This window comes from Mycobacterium sp. 852013-51886_SCH5428379 (genome assembly GCF_001665575.1).
In the GTDB taxonomy this organism is placed as follows: domain Bacteria; phylum Actinomycetota; class Actinomycetes; order Mycobacteriales; family Mycobacteriaceae; genus Mycobacterium.
On record NZ_LZSU01000014.1, the window covers coordinates 62826 to 79516 of the forward strand.

Here is a 16691-nt window from a genome sequence, read left to right on the forward strand (position 1 = left end):
GTCAAAACCGTGCGAGAGGACCCCGGAACATGAGGCTTTCCCTGCGCGGCGCCAATCCCGCCGAGTGGCTCGCCCTGCGGGCCGGTGTCGTACCGACAGCGGCGGCCGAGGCGTGGGGCGGGATGGCGCTGTCAGCGGTGGTGATCGCGGCCGTGCGGACCGGGATGACGGCCCGCCTCGCCGGGCGGCCCGCCACGGCGGAGGAGCTCGCCGCGGACCTCGACCTCGATCCGGTGCCGACCCGGCTACTGCTCGACTGTCTACGCTCGGGCGGCCACGTCACCGTCCGGTCCGGGCGGTACCGGTTGACCCGGTCATCGCGGCGCTGGCTGGACCCCGGATCGCCGCTGTCGGTTGCGCAGTACGTGGCGGGCACCGCCGACTACTGGGACTGGTGGTCGCGGCTGGACGAGGTGACGCGCACCGGGCGGCCCGCCGGACACCATGACGCACCGCCCGGCGATCCGTACTGGCGGCGCTACATCGGCGGTCAGCTGGAACTGGCCCGGCTCAGCGCCGGCGAGGTGGCCGCGAAGCTGCGGCTCCGGGGCGAACCGCGGACGCTGCTCGACATCGGTGGCGGCCACGGCTGGTACTCGGCGCAATTGTGCCGCCGCCATCCGCAGCTGACCGCCACGGTGCTCGACCTGCCGGGCAGCGCGGCGGTGGGGCGCGACATCATCTCCGGGGCCGGGATGGCCGACCGCGTCGCGCACCGCGAGGGGGATGCCACGGTCGACGATCTGGGCAGCGGGTACGACGTCGTGCTGTGCTTCAACCTGCTGCACCACCTGACGGTCGAGCAGACGGTCGCCCTGTTCGCCAGGATCCACTCCGCGCTGACACCCGGCGGCACCCTGGCCGTCATGGACGCTTTCGCCGAACCCGGCCGTCGTACCTCAGCGCAGGCCAACGTCCTGGGCCTGTTCGTCTATCTCAGCTCCGGATCGCAGATCCATCCCCCGGCGCGTCTGCATGACTGGCTGCAGCAGGCCGGTTTCGGCGCACCCCGGCGAATCCCGATCCTGCGGATTCCGGGGCAGGCGATGTACGTGGTCGAGAAGGTCTAGAAGTCCGGCTCGTCGTCGGTGTCGTCGCCGTTGGCGTCGCTGCCGCCGCGGATCAGTGCGAGGGTCCCGGCGAGATCGTCGGGCTTGACGAGCACCTCGCGCGCCTTGGAGCCCTCGGAGGGCCCGACGATGCCGCGGGTCTCCATCAGGTCCATCAGCCGGCCGGCTTTGGCGAAGCCCACGCGCAGCTTGCGCTGCAGCATCGACGTCGAGCCGAACTGGCTCGACACCACGAGCTCCACGGCCTGCAGGAACACGTCCATGTCGTCGCCGATGTCGGGGTCGACGTCCTTACGTTCGCCGGCCTTGACCGCGGTCACGCCCTCGATGAACTCCGGTTCGGCCTGATCCTTGGTCGCCGAGACGACGGCCTGGATCTCCTCGTCGGTGATGAACGCACCCTGTAGGCGGATCGGCTTACCGGCGCCCATCGGCAGGAAGAGCCCGTCGCCCATACCGATCAGCTTCTCGGCGCCGGGCTGGTCGAGGATGACCCGGCTGTCGGTCAGCGAGGAGGTGGCGAACGCCAGCCGCGACGGCACGTTGGTCTTGATCAGACCGGTGACGACGTCCACGGACGGCCGCTGCGTGGCCAAGACCAGATGGATACCGGCGGCCCGGGCTTTCTGCGTGATGCGCACGATCGCGTCCTCCACGTCGCGCGGCGCGGTCATCATCAGGTCGGCGAGCTCGTCGACGATGGCCAGGATGTACGGGTAGGGCTTGTATTCGCGTTGGCTGCCCAGCGGCGCGGTGATCTCGCCGGAGCGGACCTTCTCGTTGAACACGTCGATGTGCCGCACCCGCGAGGCCTGCATGTCCTGGTAGCGCTGTTCCATCTCCTCCACCAGCCAGGCCAGCGCCGCGGCGGCCTTCTTGGGTTCGGTGATGATCGGCGTGATCAGGTGCGGAATGCCCTCGTAGGGCGTCAGTTCCACCATCTTCGGGTCGATCAGGATCATCCTGACCTCCTCCGGTGTGGCGCGCGCGAGCAACGACACCAGCATCGAGTTCACGAAGCTGGACTTGCCCGAGCCGGTCGAGCCGGCCACCAGCAGGTGGGGCATCTTCGCCAGGTTGGCGGAGATGAAGTCTCCTTCGATGTCCTTGCCCAGCCCGATGACCAGCGGGTGGTGATCGCGGCGGGTCGACGGCGCGGTGAGGACGTCGGCCAGGCGCACCATCTCGCGGTCGGTGTTGGGCACCTCGATGCCGACGGCGGACTTACCGGGGATCGGCGCGAGCATGCGCACGCTCTCGGTGGCCACGGCGTAGGCGATGTTGCGCTGCAGCGCGGTGATCTTCTCGACCTTCACGCCGGGGCCGAGTTCGACCTCGTACCGAGTGACGGTCGGTCCGCGGGTGCAGCCGGTGACGGCGGCGTCGACCTTGAACTGCTGCAGTACCGAGTTGATCTCCTCGATCATCCGGTCGTTGGCCGAGCTGCGCAGCTTCGGCGGGTCGCCGGCGATGAGCAGGTCCAGCGGCGGCAGCACGTAGTTGCCGTCGACGACCCGGTCCAGCGACAGCGTGTCCTCTTCGGGCTCGGGCTTCTTGGCCGGGGCCGGCTTCTTGCGGCGCGGCGGCTTGGTCTCGTCTCCGCGCGCGGCGACCGCTGCGACCTCGGGGATCGTCGGAGCGTCGTCGGGCTCGAGCGGGTAGTTGTCCATCGGGGTCCCCGACGGCCACATGTCCTCCTGGCGCGCGGCCGACGGCTCGTCGTAATAGCCGTCGGCGAAGTCGTCCTGCGGTGCGCCCGGGCCGTCGAGGTCCTCGCGCTCGTCGTCGTAGAACTCGTCGCGGTAGTCCTCGTCGTCGTAGTCCTCGTCGTAATCCTCGTCGCGGTAGCCGCGAGTGGAGAACATCGCCCGGACGGTCTCGGGGACCTCCCGGATCGTGGTTCCGGTGACCAGCAGCAGTCCGAACAGCACACCGATGAACAGCAGCGGCGCGGCGATCCACGCGGTCAGCCCGTCAGAAAGCGGCCCACCGATGGCGAATCCGAGGAAGCCGGCGGCCTCCTGCCGGTCGACGGAGAGCAGGGGCGATCCCGACCACAGATGCCACAGCCCCAGCGCGGGCAGCGTGATCATGGCCACGCCGAGAATCAGTCGCGGCCGCGCTTCCGGATCGGGTTCGCTGCGCATGAGGACGACGGCGATCGCCGCGAGCGCGACCGGCACCAGCGCCACGGCGTCGCCGATGAGGACGCGCAGCACGGTGTCGATCCAGCCGCCGACGGGACGGGCAGCCTCGAACCACGAACTGGCGGCGACGATCACTGCGACGCCGAGCAGCGCCAGCGCGACGCCGTCGCGCCGGTGGCCGGGCTCGATCTCGCGCGCCCGGCCGACCGATCGGGCCGTCGATCCGGCGCCCCTGGCGACCATCAACCAACCGGCGCGGGCGCCCCGTCCGACGGCTGCGCCCGCGGCGGCGACCGGAGACGGTCCCCGGCGTGTCGCCGGTTTGCGGCGCGGAGGGGCCGACCGGGATGGCTTCTTGGTGGTCCTGGCGGGGCGCTGCGCCTTGGTCCGCGTCGACGTCCCCGTCCGCGATCCTGCCTTTGAGCTGCCAGAACGGGTTCCGGAGCGGGTGACGGTCTTACCAGCCATGCACCTCAGCCTAGTCGCACCTGCCCCAGGATCACCATCAGCCACACTGGTCACAGCTTGGTTGCGGCTGCGTCTCAGGCCGGGGCCGCTGAGTAGGGTGGACACCTGTCCGATCCACTCGATTTCGTCGCCGCGCTCAACGAGGAGGCCCCTGCCCATGCCCGTGACCGTCATCGCCACCCTGAGTGTCAAACCCGAATCGCTCGACACCGCGCGCGACATCCTGACCAGGACCATCGCCGCAGTGCACGAGGAGCCGGGCTGCGATCTGTACTCGCTGCACGAGGTCGACGGCGGGACGTTCATCTTCGTCGAGCAGTGGGCCGACAACGAGGCGCTGGCCACTCACGGCGGCGCCCCGGCGGTCACCAAGATGTTCACCGAGCTGGGCGACCACCTCGCCGGCGCACCCGACATCAAGGTGGCCCAGGCCGTCGTGGCGGGCGACCCCGCCAAGGGTCAGTTGCGGCCCTGACGCGCGGATGACCACCGCGAACAAGGCGCTGCACGGAAAAGTCGCCTTCATCACCGGCGCGGCGCGCGGTCAGGGCCGCGCGCACGCGGTGCGGTTGGCCGAGGCAGGCGCCGACATCATCGCCGTCGACCTCTGCGATCAGATCGCCTCGGTGCCCTACCCGCTGGCGACGCCCGATGACATGGCCGCCACCGTCAAGCTCGTCGAGGAGACCGGGGCTCGCATCGTGGCGTCGGTGGCCGACGTCCGGGACCGCGCCGCGCTGAAGAGCGCGCTGAAGGCGGGCGTGGACGAACTCGGCGGTCGTCTCGACATCGTCGTCGCCAACGCGGGCATCGCACCGATGGCGGGTGAGGACGCCTGGCAGGACGTGATCGACGTGAACCTCACCGGGGTCTACCACACCGTCGACGTCGCGATGCGCCCGATGATCAAGGCGGGCAACGGCGGAGCGATGGTGCTGACCAGTTCGGTCGCCGGGCTCGTCGGGCTGGCGTCACCGATGGCCGGTTCGGTCGGTTACGCCGCGGCCAAACACGCCATCGTCGGCATCATGCGCGTCTATGCGAATCTGCTCGCCTCGTACAGCATTCGGGTGAACTCGGTGCATCCGGCCGGGGTGAACACCCCGATGATCGACAACGACTTCACCCGCAGCTGGCTGGAGGGGCTGGCACAGGAGACCCAGGGCGGCCCCGACATGGGGAACGCGCTGCCCGTGCAGACCCTGGAGGTGGAGGACATCGCGGCGGCGGTCGAGTTCCTGGTCTCGGATTCCGGCCGTTACATCACCGGCGTCGCCCTGCCGGTCGACGCGGGATTCGTCAACAAGCGCTGACGGTCAGAGGTGGTCCATGGCCCGCGCCATCTCGGCGTATTCGAGATATGAGCAGCGCGACGGATAGTCGTGGCGCCGGCGCCGGCGCGCCGGGTGGTGATGGGTGTGCACCCAGGTGATCGCGGAATGCCAGGGGTGATGGAGACCTGCGGTGTGCATGGCGTGCCCGTCTTTCCTCGCTGTCTGTCGAATGTGAACAGTCAAGGACACGAGGCGGCGCTGCGCGTCGTACGAACGGTTGATTTCCGTCCGGACTAGATCTCGATGACGGTCGGCACGATCATCGGCTGCCTGCGGTAGGTCTCGCCCACCCATTTGCCGACGGCGCGCCGCACGGCCTGCGCGATGCGGGCCGGATCGCTGACGGAGTCGCCCGCGAGCGCTTCGAGTTCGGCCTCGACCTTGCGCGCCGCCGGTTCGAGCGCCTTGGGGTCCTCGGAGAATCCGCGCGAGTGCAGATGTGCGGGTCCGGCGGGTTTGCCGGTGCCGCGGTGGACCACGACGGTGATCGCCACGAAACCCGACGACAGGATGAGCCGTTCGCCCAGCGTGGTCTCCCCGACGTCCCCGGTGACGAGTCCGTCGACGAACATCTTCCCGACCGTCACGGCCCCCGCGATGCTCGCCCGACCTCCGACCAGGTCGACGCTGACACCGTTTTCCGCCAGCACCACCGACTCCGGATCGACTCCGGTGCTGACCGCCAGCGCGGCGTTGGCCCGCAGGTGCCGCCAGGTGCCGTGTACGGGCATGACGTTGCGCGGCCGTACGCCGTTGTAGAGGAACAGCAGTTCGCCGGCGTAGGCGTGGCCTGAGACATGCACGCGCGCATGGGCATTGGTGACCACGCGAGCGCCGATCTTGGCCAGCGCGTCGATGACGCCGTAGACGGCTTCCTCGTTGCCCGGTATCAGAGACGAGGACAGGACGATCAGATCGCCGTTGGTCAGCGTGATGCTGCGGTGCTCACCGCGCGACATCCGGGACAGCGCCGCCATCGGCTCACCCTGCGTGCCGGTGGTGATCAGCACGACGCGGTCGGCGGGCATCATCTCCGCGGCGCCGATGTCGAGGATGTCGGAGTCCTCGACCTTCAGATAGCCCAGCTCGCGGGCGATGCCCATGTTGCGGACCATCGAGCGGCCCACGAACGACACCTTGCGGCCGAGCGCCACCGCGGCGTCGATGATCTGCTGGACGCGGTCGACGTTGGAGGCGAAGCACGCGACGATCACCCGGCCCTCCGCACCGCGGATCAACCGGTGCAGCGTCGGCCCGATCTCGCTCTCGGACGGCCCGACACCGGGCCGGTCGGCGTTGGTGGAGTCGCAGAGGAACAGGTCGACGCCCGCGTCGCCGAGTCGCGACATCCCGGGCAAATCGGTGGGCCTGCCGTCGAGCGGCAGCTGGTCGAGCTTGATGTCGCCGGTGTGCAGGACCGTGCCCGCGCCGGTGTGCAGCGCCACTGCCAGACACCCGGGCACCGAGTGGTTGACCGCGAAGTACTCGCATTCGAAGACGCCGTGGGTGCTGCTCTCCCCCTCGGCCACCTCGACGCACACCGGTTTGATCCGGTGCTCGCGGCACTTCTCGCGGATCAGGGCCAGGGTGAACTTCGAGCCGACGACGGGGATGTCGGGACGCAGCTTCAGCAGGAACGGGATGGCCCCGATGTGATCTTCGTGGGCATGGGTGACGACGAGCGCCTCGATGAGGTCGAGACGGTCCTCGATGTGCCGCAGATCGGGCAGGATCAGATCGACGCCGGGTTCGTCGTGACTGGGGAACAGCACCCCGCAGTCGATGACGAGCAACCGGCCCAGATGCTCGAAGACCGTCATGTTGCGGCCGATCTCACTGATGCCGCCCAGTGCGGTCACCCGTAGCCCGCCGACCGCGAGCGGACCGGGTGGTGTGGGTTCGGCGCTCATCGCAACACGCCGGCGGCGCGCATGTCGGCGGCCAGCGCGTCCAGCTGCTCGGGGGTGGGCGGCAGCTGCGGCAGGCGCGGCGGGCCGACCTCGAAGCCCTGCAGGCTCAGGCCCGCCTTGGCCATCGTCACCCCGCCCAGTCGCGCCTGCGCGGCGCTCAGCGGACCGAGCGCGACGTTGATCTTGCGGGCGGTCGCGACGTCGCCGGAGTGGAACGCCGCGATCATCTCCCGTAGCTGGCTCGCCGCGACGTGTCCCCACACACTGATGAACCCGACGGCGCCCATCGCCAGCCACGGCAGGTTCAGCGCGTCGTCGCCGGAGTAGTAGTCCAGACCCGTCTCGGCGATGATCTGACCGGCGCCGTGCAGATCGCCCTTGGCGTCCTTGATCGCGACGATGTTCGGATGACCGGCCAGGGTGCGGATGGTGTCCCACTCGATCGGCACGACCGAACGCGGCGGGATGTCGTAGAGCACGACCGGCAGCGCGGTGGCGTCGGCGACGGCGGTGAAGTGCGCGATCAAGCCGGCCTGCGGCGGTCGCGAATAGTAGGGCGTGACCACGAGGAGCCCGTGGGCGCCCTCGGCCTCGCACGCCTTGGCCAGGTGCACGCTGTGCGCGGTGTCGTAGGTACCTGCTCCGGCAATGATGCGCGCCCGGTCGCCGACGGCTTCGAGCACCGCGCGCAACAGCGTCAGCTTCTCGGCGTCGGTGGTGGTCGGCGACTCGCCGGTGGTCCCGGACAGCACCAGGCCGTCACACCCCGCGTCGACCAGGTGGGCGGCGAGACGGGCAGCGGTTTCGGTGTCGACCGAGCCGTCGGGCTTGAAGGGCGTCACCATGGCGGTCAGCATCGTGCCCACTCGGGCCGTCACGTCGAATCCGCTGGTGCTCACACTGCGCAAGATTACCCGCAGGACCTCAGGCTTCGGTCGCAAGTGGGCTCGTCGCGACCTCGCTGCCGTCCGAGAGGGTGGTGACCTCGAAGTCCGCGAACACCGCGGGTGCGACGGCGACCAGCTCACGCAGGCACGCAATGGCCAGGCGGCGGATCTCGACGTCGGCGTGCTCACTGGCACGTACGGCGATGAAGTGCCGCCACGCCCGGTAGTTGCCGGTGACCACGATGCGGGTCTCGGTGGCGTTGGGGAGCACCGCGCGGGCGGCCTGCCGGGCCTGTTTGCGGCGCAGTACGGCGCCCGGCTGATCGGCGAATTTCGCCTCGAGTGCGGCGAGCACCTCGGTGTAGGCGTGGTGCGCGGCGTCGACCGCGTCGGTGAACGCCTCGGTCAGCTCGGCGTCGTCCTCGATGCCGGGCGGGACGACGACGCGGGCCTCGGTGTCGGGTACGTACCGCTGCGAGAGCTGTGAATACGACAGGTGCCGGTGCCGGATCAGTTCGTGCGTGCACGACCGCGAGATGCCGGTGATGTAGAAGGACACCGAGGCGTGTTCGAGGACCGAGAAGTGCCCGACGTCGATGATGTGGCGCAGATAGGACTCGTTGGTCGCCGTGCGCGGGTTCGGTTTCGACCAGCTCTGGTAGCAGGCGCGGCCGGCGAACTCGAGCAGCGCCGAGCCGCCGTCGGCGTCGGTCTCCCACGGCACGTCCGGGGGTGCCGTGAACTCGGTCTTGGCGATCAGCTGTACGCGCAGCGGCGCGGTCTCGGCCACGGCGTCACCCTAAGCCGACCGCCAGGTGTCACGCCAAACGCCGCGTTAGGGTGACCCATGTCCACCACGCTCGCGGGGCGACTGCTCGAGGTCGTCGAGAACGACATTCTTCCGCTGACCGAGCGCGGAGTCCTCGCCGGCAACAAGGTGTTCGGGGCGGCCCTGCTGCGCAAATCGGATCTGAGTCTGGTGCTCGCCGGGACCAACGACGAACTGAACAACCCGCTGCTGCACGGCGAGGTGAACACGCTCAATCGGTTCTACGCACTGCCCGACCGGCCGTCGACCGCTGAGCTGCTGTTCCTGTCCACCCACGAGCCGTGCACCATGTGCATGTCGGCGATCACGTGGGCCGGATTCGACAACTTCTACTACCTGTTCAGCCACGAGGATTCGCGGGATGCGTTCGCCATTCCGCACGATCTGAAGATCCTCGACGAGGTCTTCGGGCTGCCGCCGGGCGGCTACCGCCGCAGCAACGCGTTCTGGACCGCGTACTCGATCCCGGACCTGGTCGAGTCGGAGCCGGATCCTCTCGGCGAGGAGTTGCGCACGCAGGATCTCCGGATCCGCGCCCGGTACGCGGCGCTGAGCACGACGTATCAGGAGTCCAAGGGCGACAACGACATTCCGCTGAGCTGACGGGCGAGGGCGGCCACCAGGTCGCCCCGCTCACCGACCGTCACGTCGGCCAGCCCGAGCCACGCCGCCATGCTGCGCAGCTCGGCCGCCAGCGAGGCGGCCACCCGCTCCGGGTTCTCACCGGGTTCGGTGAAGGCGCCCACGACGTGCAGGGCATCGGTGACGCGGTCGGCTTTGAGGTCGACGCGGCCGACCAGCCTGCCGTCGAGCAGGAACGGCCACACGTAGTAGCCGAAGCGGCGTTTGGCGGCAGGCGTGTAGATCTCGATGCGGTAGTGGAAGTTCCAGAGTCGCTCGACCCGCGGCCGGAAGAAGATCAGCGGATCGAAGGGGCACAGCAGCGCGGTACCGCGGTCGCTGCGCGGCACCGGTTGGCCCGTGCGCAGATAGGCCGGCGCCGCCCAGTCGTCGACCTCCACAGGTTCGAGCTCACCGTCGGCCACCAGATCGGCGATGGCGGGTTTCACCTGTTTCGCGCCCAGCCGGAAGTAGTCGCGAATGTCGGCCTCGGTGGCCACCCCCAACGCGCCGGCCGCACGGAGACACAGCTGCCGCACCGCCTCGGCCTCGTCGACCTCGCGAGCCACCACCTCGGCGGGCAGCACCCGCTCGGTCAGGTCGTAGTGCCGCGCGAAGCCGACCCGCGTGGCGGTGGTGAGCACTCCGGCGGCGAACAACGCCTCGGTCACCCATTTCGTGTCGCTGCGGTCCCACCAGGGACCTTTCGGTCCGCGTCGACCGCCGCCCAGGTACTCCTCGATCTGACCGGCGGTCGCCGGGCCCAACTCGGTGACGGCGGCGACCACGTCCTCGACCAGCTGCGGATTGTTCTTGACGATGTGCACACCCCAGCGGCCGTGGGTGTATTCGCGCATCCGCCAGCGCAGCAGCGGCCAGTCGTCGACGGCCATCAGCGCGGCTTCATGGGCCCAGTACTCGACGAGCAGCCGCGGTGAGCGGGCGGTGTGGGACCACGCCGCGCGGTCCAGGACGGCGCGGTCGTACGGCCCGAGGCGACTGAACACCGGTGCGTAGTGCGCGCGGACGGCCACCGAGACCGAGTCGAGTTGCAGGATCTGGATGCGGTCGACGAGCCAGCGCAGATGCGCGCGGGTCACCGGCCCCTTGGGCCCGGGCTCGGTGAACCCCTGCGCGGCGACGGCGATCCGTCGCGCCTGGGGTCCGGTCAGGGATGCGGCCATCAGCACATCGTCGCCTACCGCACCGACAGGATGCGGCCGAAGACGAGTGCGTCGACGTTGTCGATCGGCGCGCTGTCCCTGGCGGCCTTCGCCCGCAACGCCGCACCCTCCCAGGCGTCGACGATGAGGTGGGCGGCGGACTCGGGATCGACGTCGTCGCCGATGTCGCCCTCCTGCTGTCCGTCGCGGATCGCGGCGGCGAGCCGATCGACCCAGAGGGCGAGAGCGGCTGTCACCGCCGCGGTGACCGCGGGGGCGCCTGCGGGCGCCTCCGCGGCGAAGTTCCCGTACATGCATCCCCGGCGGAATCCGTGGGCGGCCAGGTCCGCGCGCAGGTGGCCGAGATGATTGCGGATGCGTTGCACCGCAGGAACATTGGGCTGCTCGAGCAGTTCCAGCCGCCGCCCCTGCCCGTAGCGGGCGAGCACCTCGACGGCGAGCGCCTCCTTGCTGGCGAAGTGGTTGTAGAACGATCCCTTCGGCGCGTGCGCGGTGGCGGCGATCGTCGCGACGCCGGTCGCCGCATATCCACCGGCGTGCAATTCGTCGAATCCGGCATCGAGCAGCGCGTCCCGCAAACTCGGTCTGGCCACCGGCTCAACCGATCCGGACGTCGTTGATGTCGACGGACACGGTGACCATCGAGCGGTCGGGCAGCCCGTCGTCACGGCACGGGTGGACGGTCCGCCTGAGCGGCAGGACGATCCCGTCGAAGAACTGGTGATCCTCCATGTAGTGGGCCGCCGGGGATCCGCCGGCGATGTCGACCTGGTAGTCGCGGCGGCGTAGCAGACCGTCGCCGTCGACGTACAGCACCTGGTCGGCGCTGTGGGTGGCGATGCTGTCGGGGTAGCGCACGCCCAGCCGCCGCCACGTCTGCCCGTCCTCGCGCCACGTTCCCAGTTCCTCGGTCCGCACACCCGGGAACGTCAACTGGTACGGCTCGGTGAGGTAGGTCCACATCGCGTAACCCGAAAAGTACGCCAATTGCGCCGGCGTCCACGGCGATTCGAGCGTGTGCCCGGCGAACGAGGCGCGCGGGTCCCGCAGCGCCTCGACGGGCCGGTGCTCGTCGTCGTCGTGTTCGATCTCCACCACTCCAGGACGGTAGTGGGATCGCAGGCCCGGCATCGGGAGCGGACTGTGCCACGCGTGTTGCTCCTGCACCGTGATCTGCACGGTCGAGTCGTCGAGGATCCCGCCCACTCCCTTGAGCGGCCACAGCACGCCGCCGACGGTCTGGTGGATGCGGATCGTGTCGACGTCCCGCCAGTGGTCAACCCCGCCGTAGGTCGCCAGTACTTCGTCGAGAAGGGTCATCGTGTTCTCCAGGTTCGGGAGCCGGCGCCTTTATATGACCGGTCGTCTTGCCCAACACCCGTCCTACGCACGCCATTCCCCTGCCTGACTCAGCTGTCGGTGCGCCGATAGCTGTGGTATCGGTAGCGCAGCCCGGAGGAGCTGATCTCCCACTCCCCCGTCGTACCGACCCACGCCTCGCCGAGCACGGGCGCCATCGCGTCCGCGTCCTGGCGTTTGAGGTCGATCTCGACCTCGGTGACCTCGCAGCGGGTGGCCCGCGGCAACGCCAGCGTGTACACCCGTTCGCCGCCGATCACCCACGTGTCCTCGGCGCCGAAGGCGTCGTCGATCGCGGTCACCACTTCGGCCCCGTCGGCCAGGTAGTCGGCCTGCCGGGTGAGGACGACATTCTTGCGGCCCGGCAGCGGGCGAACCCGCGGTGGCAGCGACTCCCACGTCCGGCGGCCCATCACCACGCGGTGTCCCATGGTGAGTTCCTTGAACCGGGTCTGGTCCTCGGGCAGTCGCCACGGGATGCCGCCGTCGCGACCGATCACCCCGGAGGTGGACTGCGCCCAGATGAGCCCGATCTCACTCATACTGCGACCGGTGCCTTGATCGCCGGGTGCGGGTCATAATTGCGCACGACGATGTCCTCGTAGGTGTAGTCGAAAAGTGAATCCCGTTGTGCGAGAACGATTTCCGGGTACGGCCGCGGATCGCGGCGCAACTGCTCGGTGACCTGTTCGACGTGGTTGTCGTAGATGTGGCAGTCCCCGCCCGTCCAGACGAACTCGCCGACGCCGAGCCCGGCCTGCGCGGCCATCATGTGGGTCAGCAGCGCATAGCTGGCGATGTTGAACGGCACGCCGAGGAACAGGTCGGCGCTGCGCTGGTAGAGCTGGCAGCTCAGCTTTCCGTCGGCGACGTAGAACTGGAAGAACGCGTGGCACGGCGGCAGCGCCATCTGCGGGATCTCACCGACGTTCCAGGCCGACACGATGTTGCGCCGGCTGTCGGGATCTCGCTTGAGCAGGTCGAGCGCCGCGCTGATCTGGTCGATGTGCTCACCCGACGGTGTCGGCCACGAGCGCCACTGCACGCCGTACACGGGTCCCAGATCGCCCGTCGCGTCGGCCCATTCGTCCCAGATCGTCACGCCGTGCTCCTGTAGCCAGCGCACGTTCGAGTCGCCGCGCAGGAACCACAGCAGCTCATAGACCACCGACTTCAGATGCACCTTCTTCGTGGTGATCAGCGGGAAGCCGGCGGCAAGGTCGTAGCGCAACTGGTGGCCGAACAGACTGCGGGTTCCGGTGCCGGTGCGGTCGGATTTCGGCGCGCCCCGCTCGAGCACCTCACGCAGCAGGTCTTCGTACGGCGTGGGGATCGGCACGTCGGCCAGCCTACTGCCAGAGCGGGCGGGTAGAACGGTAGCCATGCCGACCATCAACGCCACTGTCACCACCCCGGACGGTGAATGCCCCGTCACCCTGCACACCCCGAACGGCACCGGCCCGTGGTCGGGCGTGGTGATGTACCCGGACGCCGGCGGTGTACGCCCGACGTTCCACGAGATGGCCGACCGCCTGGCCGCATTCGGGCATGCGGTGCTGCTGCCCGACGTGTACTACCGCAGCCCCGGCTGGCAGCCGTTCGACATGGGCACCGTATTCGGGGATCAGGCCGAGCGCCGGCGGCTGTTCGGGATGATCAGCTCGGTCACCCCGGACAGGATGGCCTCCGACGCGGCGGCGTTCTTCGACTTCCTGGCGGGTCGGCCGGAGGTGCGCGGCGACCGCTTCGGCGTGTGCGGCTATTGCATGGGCGGGCGGACGTCGGTGATCGTCGCGGGGCGGGTGCCCAAGCGGGTCGCCGCCGCGGGGTCCTTCCACGGGGGCGGTCTGGTCACCGACGACGAGACCAGCCCGCATCTGCTGGCCGACCGTATGACGGCAACGGTGTACGTGGCGGGCGCGAAGGACGACAACTCCTTCACCGCGGAGCAGGCCGAGACGCTCGACAAGGCGCTCACCGCGGCCGGGGTCGAGCACACGGTCGAGATCTATCCCGCCGGCCACGGTTTCGCGGTTCCGGACAACGCCCCGTACGACGAGGAGGCTGCCGAACGGCACTGGATCGCGCTGCAGGAACTGTTCGCCGCGTCGCTGCCGCGCTAGGGGTTGCCGCGGCTGCGTCGCTTGTGCGCCAGCGCCCTGATGACGCCCCGGCCGGCATAGACGGCCGACACCACGCACAGCAGGAGCATCACGATGAATACGACCAGCCAGTTGGTGCGGCTGTGGCTGACGTTCCACCAGACGATGGTGAACATGACCGCGCAGATGAACACCACGATGTCGCGCCAGTTGCCCTGGTAGGACATCGCCGCGTTGCGCAGTTCGCGACTGCGCTCGGTGGTGCGGATGAGGTCGTCGATCCGTTGGTCGATGCTGAGTTTCAGACGCTCGCGGAGTTCGGTCTGTTCGGCCGGGATGCGTTCGAGCAGATCCATGTCCTTGGCGATCATGCCGCGGAAGTCGGGCCCGCGAAGATTGCCCGCGGCGATGCCCAGCAGGGCGCCACCGGCGATGGGCGCTGCTCCGAGCGCGATTTCGGCGATACCCGGCATGTCCATCCTTTCTTCGGGCTCAGCTCTGTCGTCGAGCTCAGCCCATCAGCTGTGCGGCCACGGTCGCACCGAGATTCCAGCACGCTTCGAGGTCAGTCTTGTCCGGCTTGCCCGAAACCACGACCGTTGCGGTCGCGCGTTCCCAGCCCAGACCCGCGGTGATGCCGTCGATCGCCCGCTCGGCGCCTTCGGTGCCCTCGTTGCCGTGCAGGTACACGCCGAACGGTCGCCCGCGGGTCGCGTCGAGCAGCTGGTAGTAGGCCTGGTCGAACGCGTGCTTGAGGGCGCCGGAGATGTAGCCGAGGTTGACCGGGGTGCCGAGAAGATAGCCGTCGGCCGCCAGCATCTCGGCCGGGGACACGGTGAGCGCCGGCCTCCGGACGACGTCGACCCCCTCGATCTCGGGATCGGTCGCGCCGGACAGGACGGCCTCGAACATTTCGTGGGTATGCGGCGACGGGGTGTGGTGGACGATCAGCAGGGTGGTCACCGGCCCTCCTCGAGATCGACCGCCTTACGCATCGCGGTACGCGCGCGGCTGCGATCCCCCGCGTAGTCATAGGCGCGGGCCAGTCGGTACCACCGCACCCAGTTGTCCGGGTCCCCCTGCAGTTCGGCGCGAATCGTCTCGAACAACGCATCCGCGGCGTCGCGCTCGATCCGTCCGGACGGTCGCCGAGGCAGGTCGCTGACGTCGAGGTCCATCCCCTGTTCGCGTGCTCGGCGCACCAGCCGCTGATGGGCGAACCCCGCGCGCAGCGTGCTGACCATCACCCAGATGCCGATCAGCGGTAGCGCGAGCAGCGCAACGCCCAGACCGACGGCGGCCGCCGATCCGGAGGTGATGAATCCCATCGCGATCCGGCCCAGCAGCAGCAGGTACACGACCAGCGCCGCGCACATGACGGCGATGATCACCTGGATGCGCAGTGCGCGCCGATCGTCGGTCATGTCAGGTCGAGCAGCGGCTCGAGTCCCACGGTGAGGCCCGGCCGTTCGGCCACCTTGCGGACGGCGAGCAGCACACCGGGGACGAACGACGTCCGATCGATGCTGTCGTGCCGGATGGTGAGCGTCTCCCCCTGCGTACCGAACAGCACCTCCTGGTGGGCCACCAGCCCCGCAAGCCGTACCGAGTGCACGGGTACGCCGTCCACATCCGCGCCGCGGGCACCGTCGAGGCTGGTGCTCGTCGCATCGGGGTTGGGCGGCATGCCTTTTCGCGCCTCGGCGATCAGCTTCGCGGTGCGGGCGGCCGTACCCGACGGGGCGTCGGCCTTGTGCGGGTGATGCAATTCGATCACCTCGACGGATTCGAAGAAGCGGGCGGCCTGCTGGGCGAAGTGCATCGACAGCACGGCACCGATGGCGAAGTTCGGGGCGATGAGCACCGCCGATTCCGGCTTGGCGTCGAGCCACGACTGCACCTGCTCGAGGCGTTCGTCGGTGAAACCGGTGGTGCCCACGACGGCGTGAATACCGTTGTCGACGAGGAACTTCAGGTTGTCCATCACCACCGCGGGGTGGGTGAAGTCGATGACGACGTCGGTCCGGCTGTCGACCAGGGAGCTCAACGCATCGTCCGCGTCCACTCCGACGGTGAAATCGAGGTCCTCGGCGGCTTCGACCGCCTCCACCATCGTCGCCCCGACCTTGCCTTTCGCGCCCAGCACGCCTACTCGCATGGGGTAACCCTAGTCGGCTCATTCCCCCCGGCGGGCGGCTGCCGCTCGCTTGTCGCAGGCGTTCGAAGGACTTGTGGATGACGGGCTTTCGCCGATCCGACTTGTCGGTGGTTCGTACTAGTGTTCGAATCATGGACAGGGAAGCTCTGCAATCAGCGCTCGAGCGGTGGGACGCCGCCCGCGCCGAGCTGGCCGCCTTCCCCTACGAAACACTGACCACCACTGAGCGGCTCGCAGTGGTCGAACGCCGCGAACGCGCGCATCGCGAAGATCTCGCCATCGACCACACCGTGCTCGCGGCCTTCGCCGACGACGCCGATCCCCGGGTGTTCGGCGAACGCTCGCTGCGCAAAGTCGTCGCCCTCCGGCTGCATCTGACGGAGAAGGACGCCGGAAGCCGGTTACGCGACGCCGCCCAACTCGGCCCGCGGCGCGCCCTGACCGGCGAAGCTCTGACGCCGGAACTCGAACACACCGCCGCCGCGCTGGCCGACGGAGACATCGGTGCTGCGCACGTGGCCGTGATCCAGAGATTTCTCAAATCGCTGCCCGGCTGGGTCGACACCACCGCCCGCGCCGACGCCGAACAGACCCTCGCCCAGGTCGCCGTCGGGTTGGACGC

20 protein-coding genes are annotated in these 16691 nt (G+C 69.1%); 6 read left to right on the plus strand and 14 right to left on the minus strand.

From position 1 onward, the window contains the following. Nucleotides 1–29: 29 nt before the first annotated feature. Complete coding sequence (locus A5757_RS05050) at nt 30–1070, plus strand: class I SAM-dependent methyltransferase (protein WP_066829321.1); 1041 nt, start codon at nt 30–32, stop codon at nt 1068–1070. Here A5757_RS05050 and A5757_RS05055 read toward each other — a convergent pair. Continuing rightward, the gene (locus tag A5757_RS05055; protein WP_156618173.1) at nt 1067–3844 is read right to left on the minus strand and encodes a DNA translocase FtsK; all 2778 of its coding nucleotides are present in this window, start codon (nt 3842–3844) and stop codon (nt 1067–1069) included. The two genes, A5757_RS05050 and A5757_RS05055, sit on opposite strands and share 4 nt — an antisense overlap. On the opposite strand from A5757_RS05055, the gene A5757_RS05060 reads away from it, so the two are divergent. Both A5757_RS05060 and A5757_RS05065 read left to right on the plus strand, forming a co-directional pair. Further along, the gene (locus A5757_RS05060; protein WP_066829329.1) at nt 3843–4160 is read left to right on the plus strand and encodes a putative quinol monooxygenase; all 318 of its coding nucleotides are present in this window, start codon (nt 3843–3845) and stop codon (nt 4158–4160) included. The genes A5757_RS05055 and A5757_RS05060 overlap by 2 nt on opposite strands. 7 nt (nt 4161–4167) lie before the next feature. Beyond that, nucleotides 4168–4998 (plus strand): mycofactocin-coupled SDR family oxidoreductase, encoded by an 831-nt coding sequence (locus tag A5757_RS05065; RefSeq protein ID WP_066829332.1) that lies wholly within the window; start codon nt 4168–4170, stop codon nt 4996–4998. Nucleotides 4999–5001: 3 nt separating this feature from the next. On the opposite strand, the gene A5757_RS23100 is transcribed toward A5757_RS05065, so the two are convergent. The 4 genes from A5757_RS23100 to thyX form a co-directional block, all read right to left on the minus strand. Then, the gene (locus A5757_RS23100; RefSeq protein WP_156618175.1) at nt 5002–5157 is read right to left on the minus strand and encodes a hypothetical protein; all 156 of its coding nucleotides are present in this window, start codon (nt 5155–5157) and stop codon (nt 5002–5004) included. 95 nt (nt 5158–5252) lie between these two features. Beyond that, nucleotides 5253–6929 (minus strand): ribonuclease J, encoded by a 1677-nt coding sequence (locus tag A5757_RS05070; protein WP_066829335.1) that lies wholly within the window; start codon nt 6927–6929, stop codon nt 5253–5255. Continuing rightward, nucleotides 6926–7828 (minus strand): 4-hydroxy-tetrahydrodipicolinate synthase, encoded by a 903-nt coding sequence (gene dapA / locus A5757_RS05075; protein ID WP_066829337.1) that lies wholly within the window; start codon nt 7826–7828, stop codon nt 6926–6928. Before dapA ends, A5757_RS05070 begins: the two co-directional genes overlap by 4 nt. A 25-nt stretch (nt 7829–7853) precedes the next feature. Continuing rightward, a complete protein-coding gene (thyX, locus tag A5757_RS05080) occupies nt 7854–8606 on the minus strand; it encodes an FAD-dependent thymidylate synthase (protein ID WP_066829340.1) in 753 nt (250 codons plus the stop codon). Between the two features lie 57 nt (nt 8607–8663). Here thyX and A5757_RS05085 point away from each other — a divergent pair, with 57 nt between their 5' ends. Further along, complete coding sequence (locus A5757_RS05085) at nt 8664–9248, plus strand: nucleoside deaminase (protein WP_066829343.1); 585 nt, start codon at nt 8664–8666, stop codon at nt 9246–9248. Here the strand turns inward: A5757_RS05085 and A5757_RS05090 are convergent. The 5 genes from A5757_RS05090 to A5757_RS05110 form a co-directional block, all read right to left on the minus strand. Beyond that, nucleotides 9209–10450: a winged helix-turn-helix domain-containing protein gene (locus A5757_RS05090; protein ID WP_066829392.1), complete on the minus strand. Its 1242-nt coding sequence runs from the start codon at nt 10448–10450 to the stop codon at nt 9209–9211. The genes A5757_RS05085 and A5757_RS05090 overlap by 40 nt on opposite strands. 14 nt (nt 10451–10464) lie before the next feature. Then, a complete protein-coding gene (locus A5757_RS05095; protein ID WP_066829346.1) occupies nt 10465–11043 on the minus strand; it encodes a TetR/AcrR family transcriptional regulator in 579 nt (192 codons plus the stop codon). Between the two features lie 4 nt (nt 11044–11047). Further along, nucleotides 11048–11770 (minus strand): hypothetical protein, encoded by a 723-nt coding sequence (locus A5757_RS05100; protein ID WP_066829349.1) that lies wholly within the window; start codon nt 11768–11770, stop codon nt 11048–11050. Nucleotides 11771–11859: 89 nt separating this feature from the next. After that, entirely contained in the window at nt 11860–12351 is a 492-nt protein-coding gene (locus A5757_RS05105; protein WP_066829352.1) for a dihydrofolate reductase, read from the minus strand. Next, a complete protein-coding gene (locus tag A5757_RS05110; RefSeq protein WP_066829355.1) occupies nt 12348–13148 on the minus strand; it encodes a thymidylate synthase in 801 nt (266 codons plus the stop codon). Before A5757_RS05110 ends, A5757_RS05105 begins: the two co-directional genes overlap by 4 nt. Nucleotides 13149–13191: 43 nt before the next feature. Here A5757_RS05110 and A5757_RS05115 point away from each other — a divergent pair, with 43 nt between their 5' ends. After that, nucleotides 13192–13932 carry a dienelactone hydrolase family protein gene (locus tag A5757_RS05115; protein WP_066829358.1) on the plus strand — a complete coding sequence of 247 codons (741 nt, stop codon included), beginning with the start codon at nt 13192–13194 and terminating at the stop codon, nt 13930–13932. Here the strand turns inward: A5757_RS05115 and A5757_RS05120 are convergent. Genes A5757_RS05120 through dapB form a run of 4 tightly spaced genes read right to left on the minus strand, consistent with a single transcriptional unit; the run spans nt 13929 to nt 16069 of the window. Next, nucleotides 13929–14384: a hypothetical protein gene (locus tag A5757_RS05120; protein ID WP_066829396.1), complete on the minus strand. Its 456-nt coding sequence runs from the start codon at nt 14382–14384 to the stop codon at nt 13929–13931. The two genes, A5757_RS05115 and A5757_RS05120, sit on opposite strands and share 4 nt — an antisense overlap. Nucleotides 14385–14421: 37 nt before the next feature. Continuing rightward, the gene (locus A5757_RS05125; RefSeq protein ID WP_197497256.1) at nt 14422–14874 is read right to left on the minus strand and encodes a flavodoxin family protein; all 453 of its coding nucleotides are present in this window, start codon (nt 14872–14874) and stop codon (nt 14422–14424) included. Continuing rightward, nucleotides 14871–15335 carry a hypothetical protein gene (locus tag A5757_RS05130; protein ID WP_066829360.1) on the minus strand — a complete coding sequence of 155 codons (465 nt, stop codon included), beginning with the start codon at nt 15333–15335 and terminating at the stop codon, nt 14871–14873. The genes A5757_RS05125 and A5757_RS05130 overlap by 4 nt, the downstream gene beginning before the upstream one ends. Further along, complete coding sequence (gene dapB / locus A5757_RS05135; protein WP_066829361.1) at nt 15332–16069, minus strand: 4-hydroxy-tetrahydrodipicolinate reductase; 738 nt, start codon at nt 16067–16069, stop codon at nt 15332–15334. Before dapB ends, A5757_RS05130 begins: the two co-directional genes overlap by 4 nt. Nucleotides 16070–16200: 131 nt before the next feature. Between dapB and A5757_RS05140 the strand changes: the two genes are divergently transcribed. Next, nucleotides 16201–16691: DUF222 domain-containing protein (locus tag A5757_RS05140; RefSeq protein ID WP_197497257.1), on the plus strand; the 491-nt coding region annotated here is incomplete at its 3' end.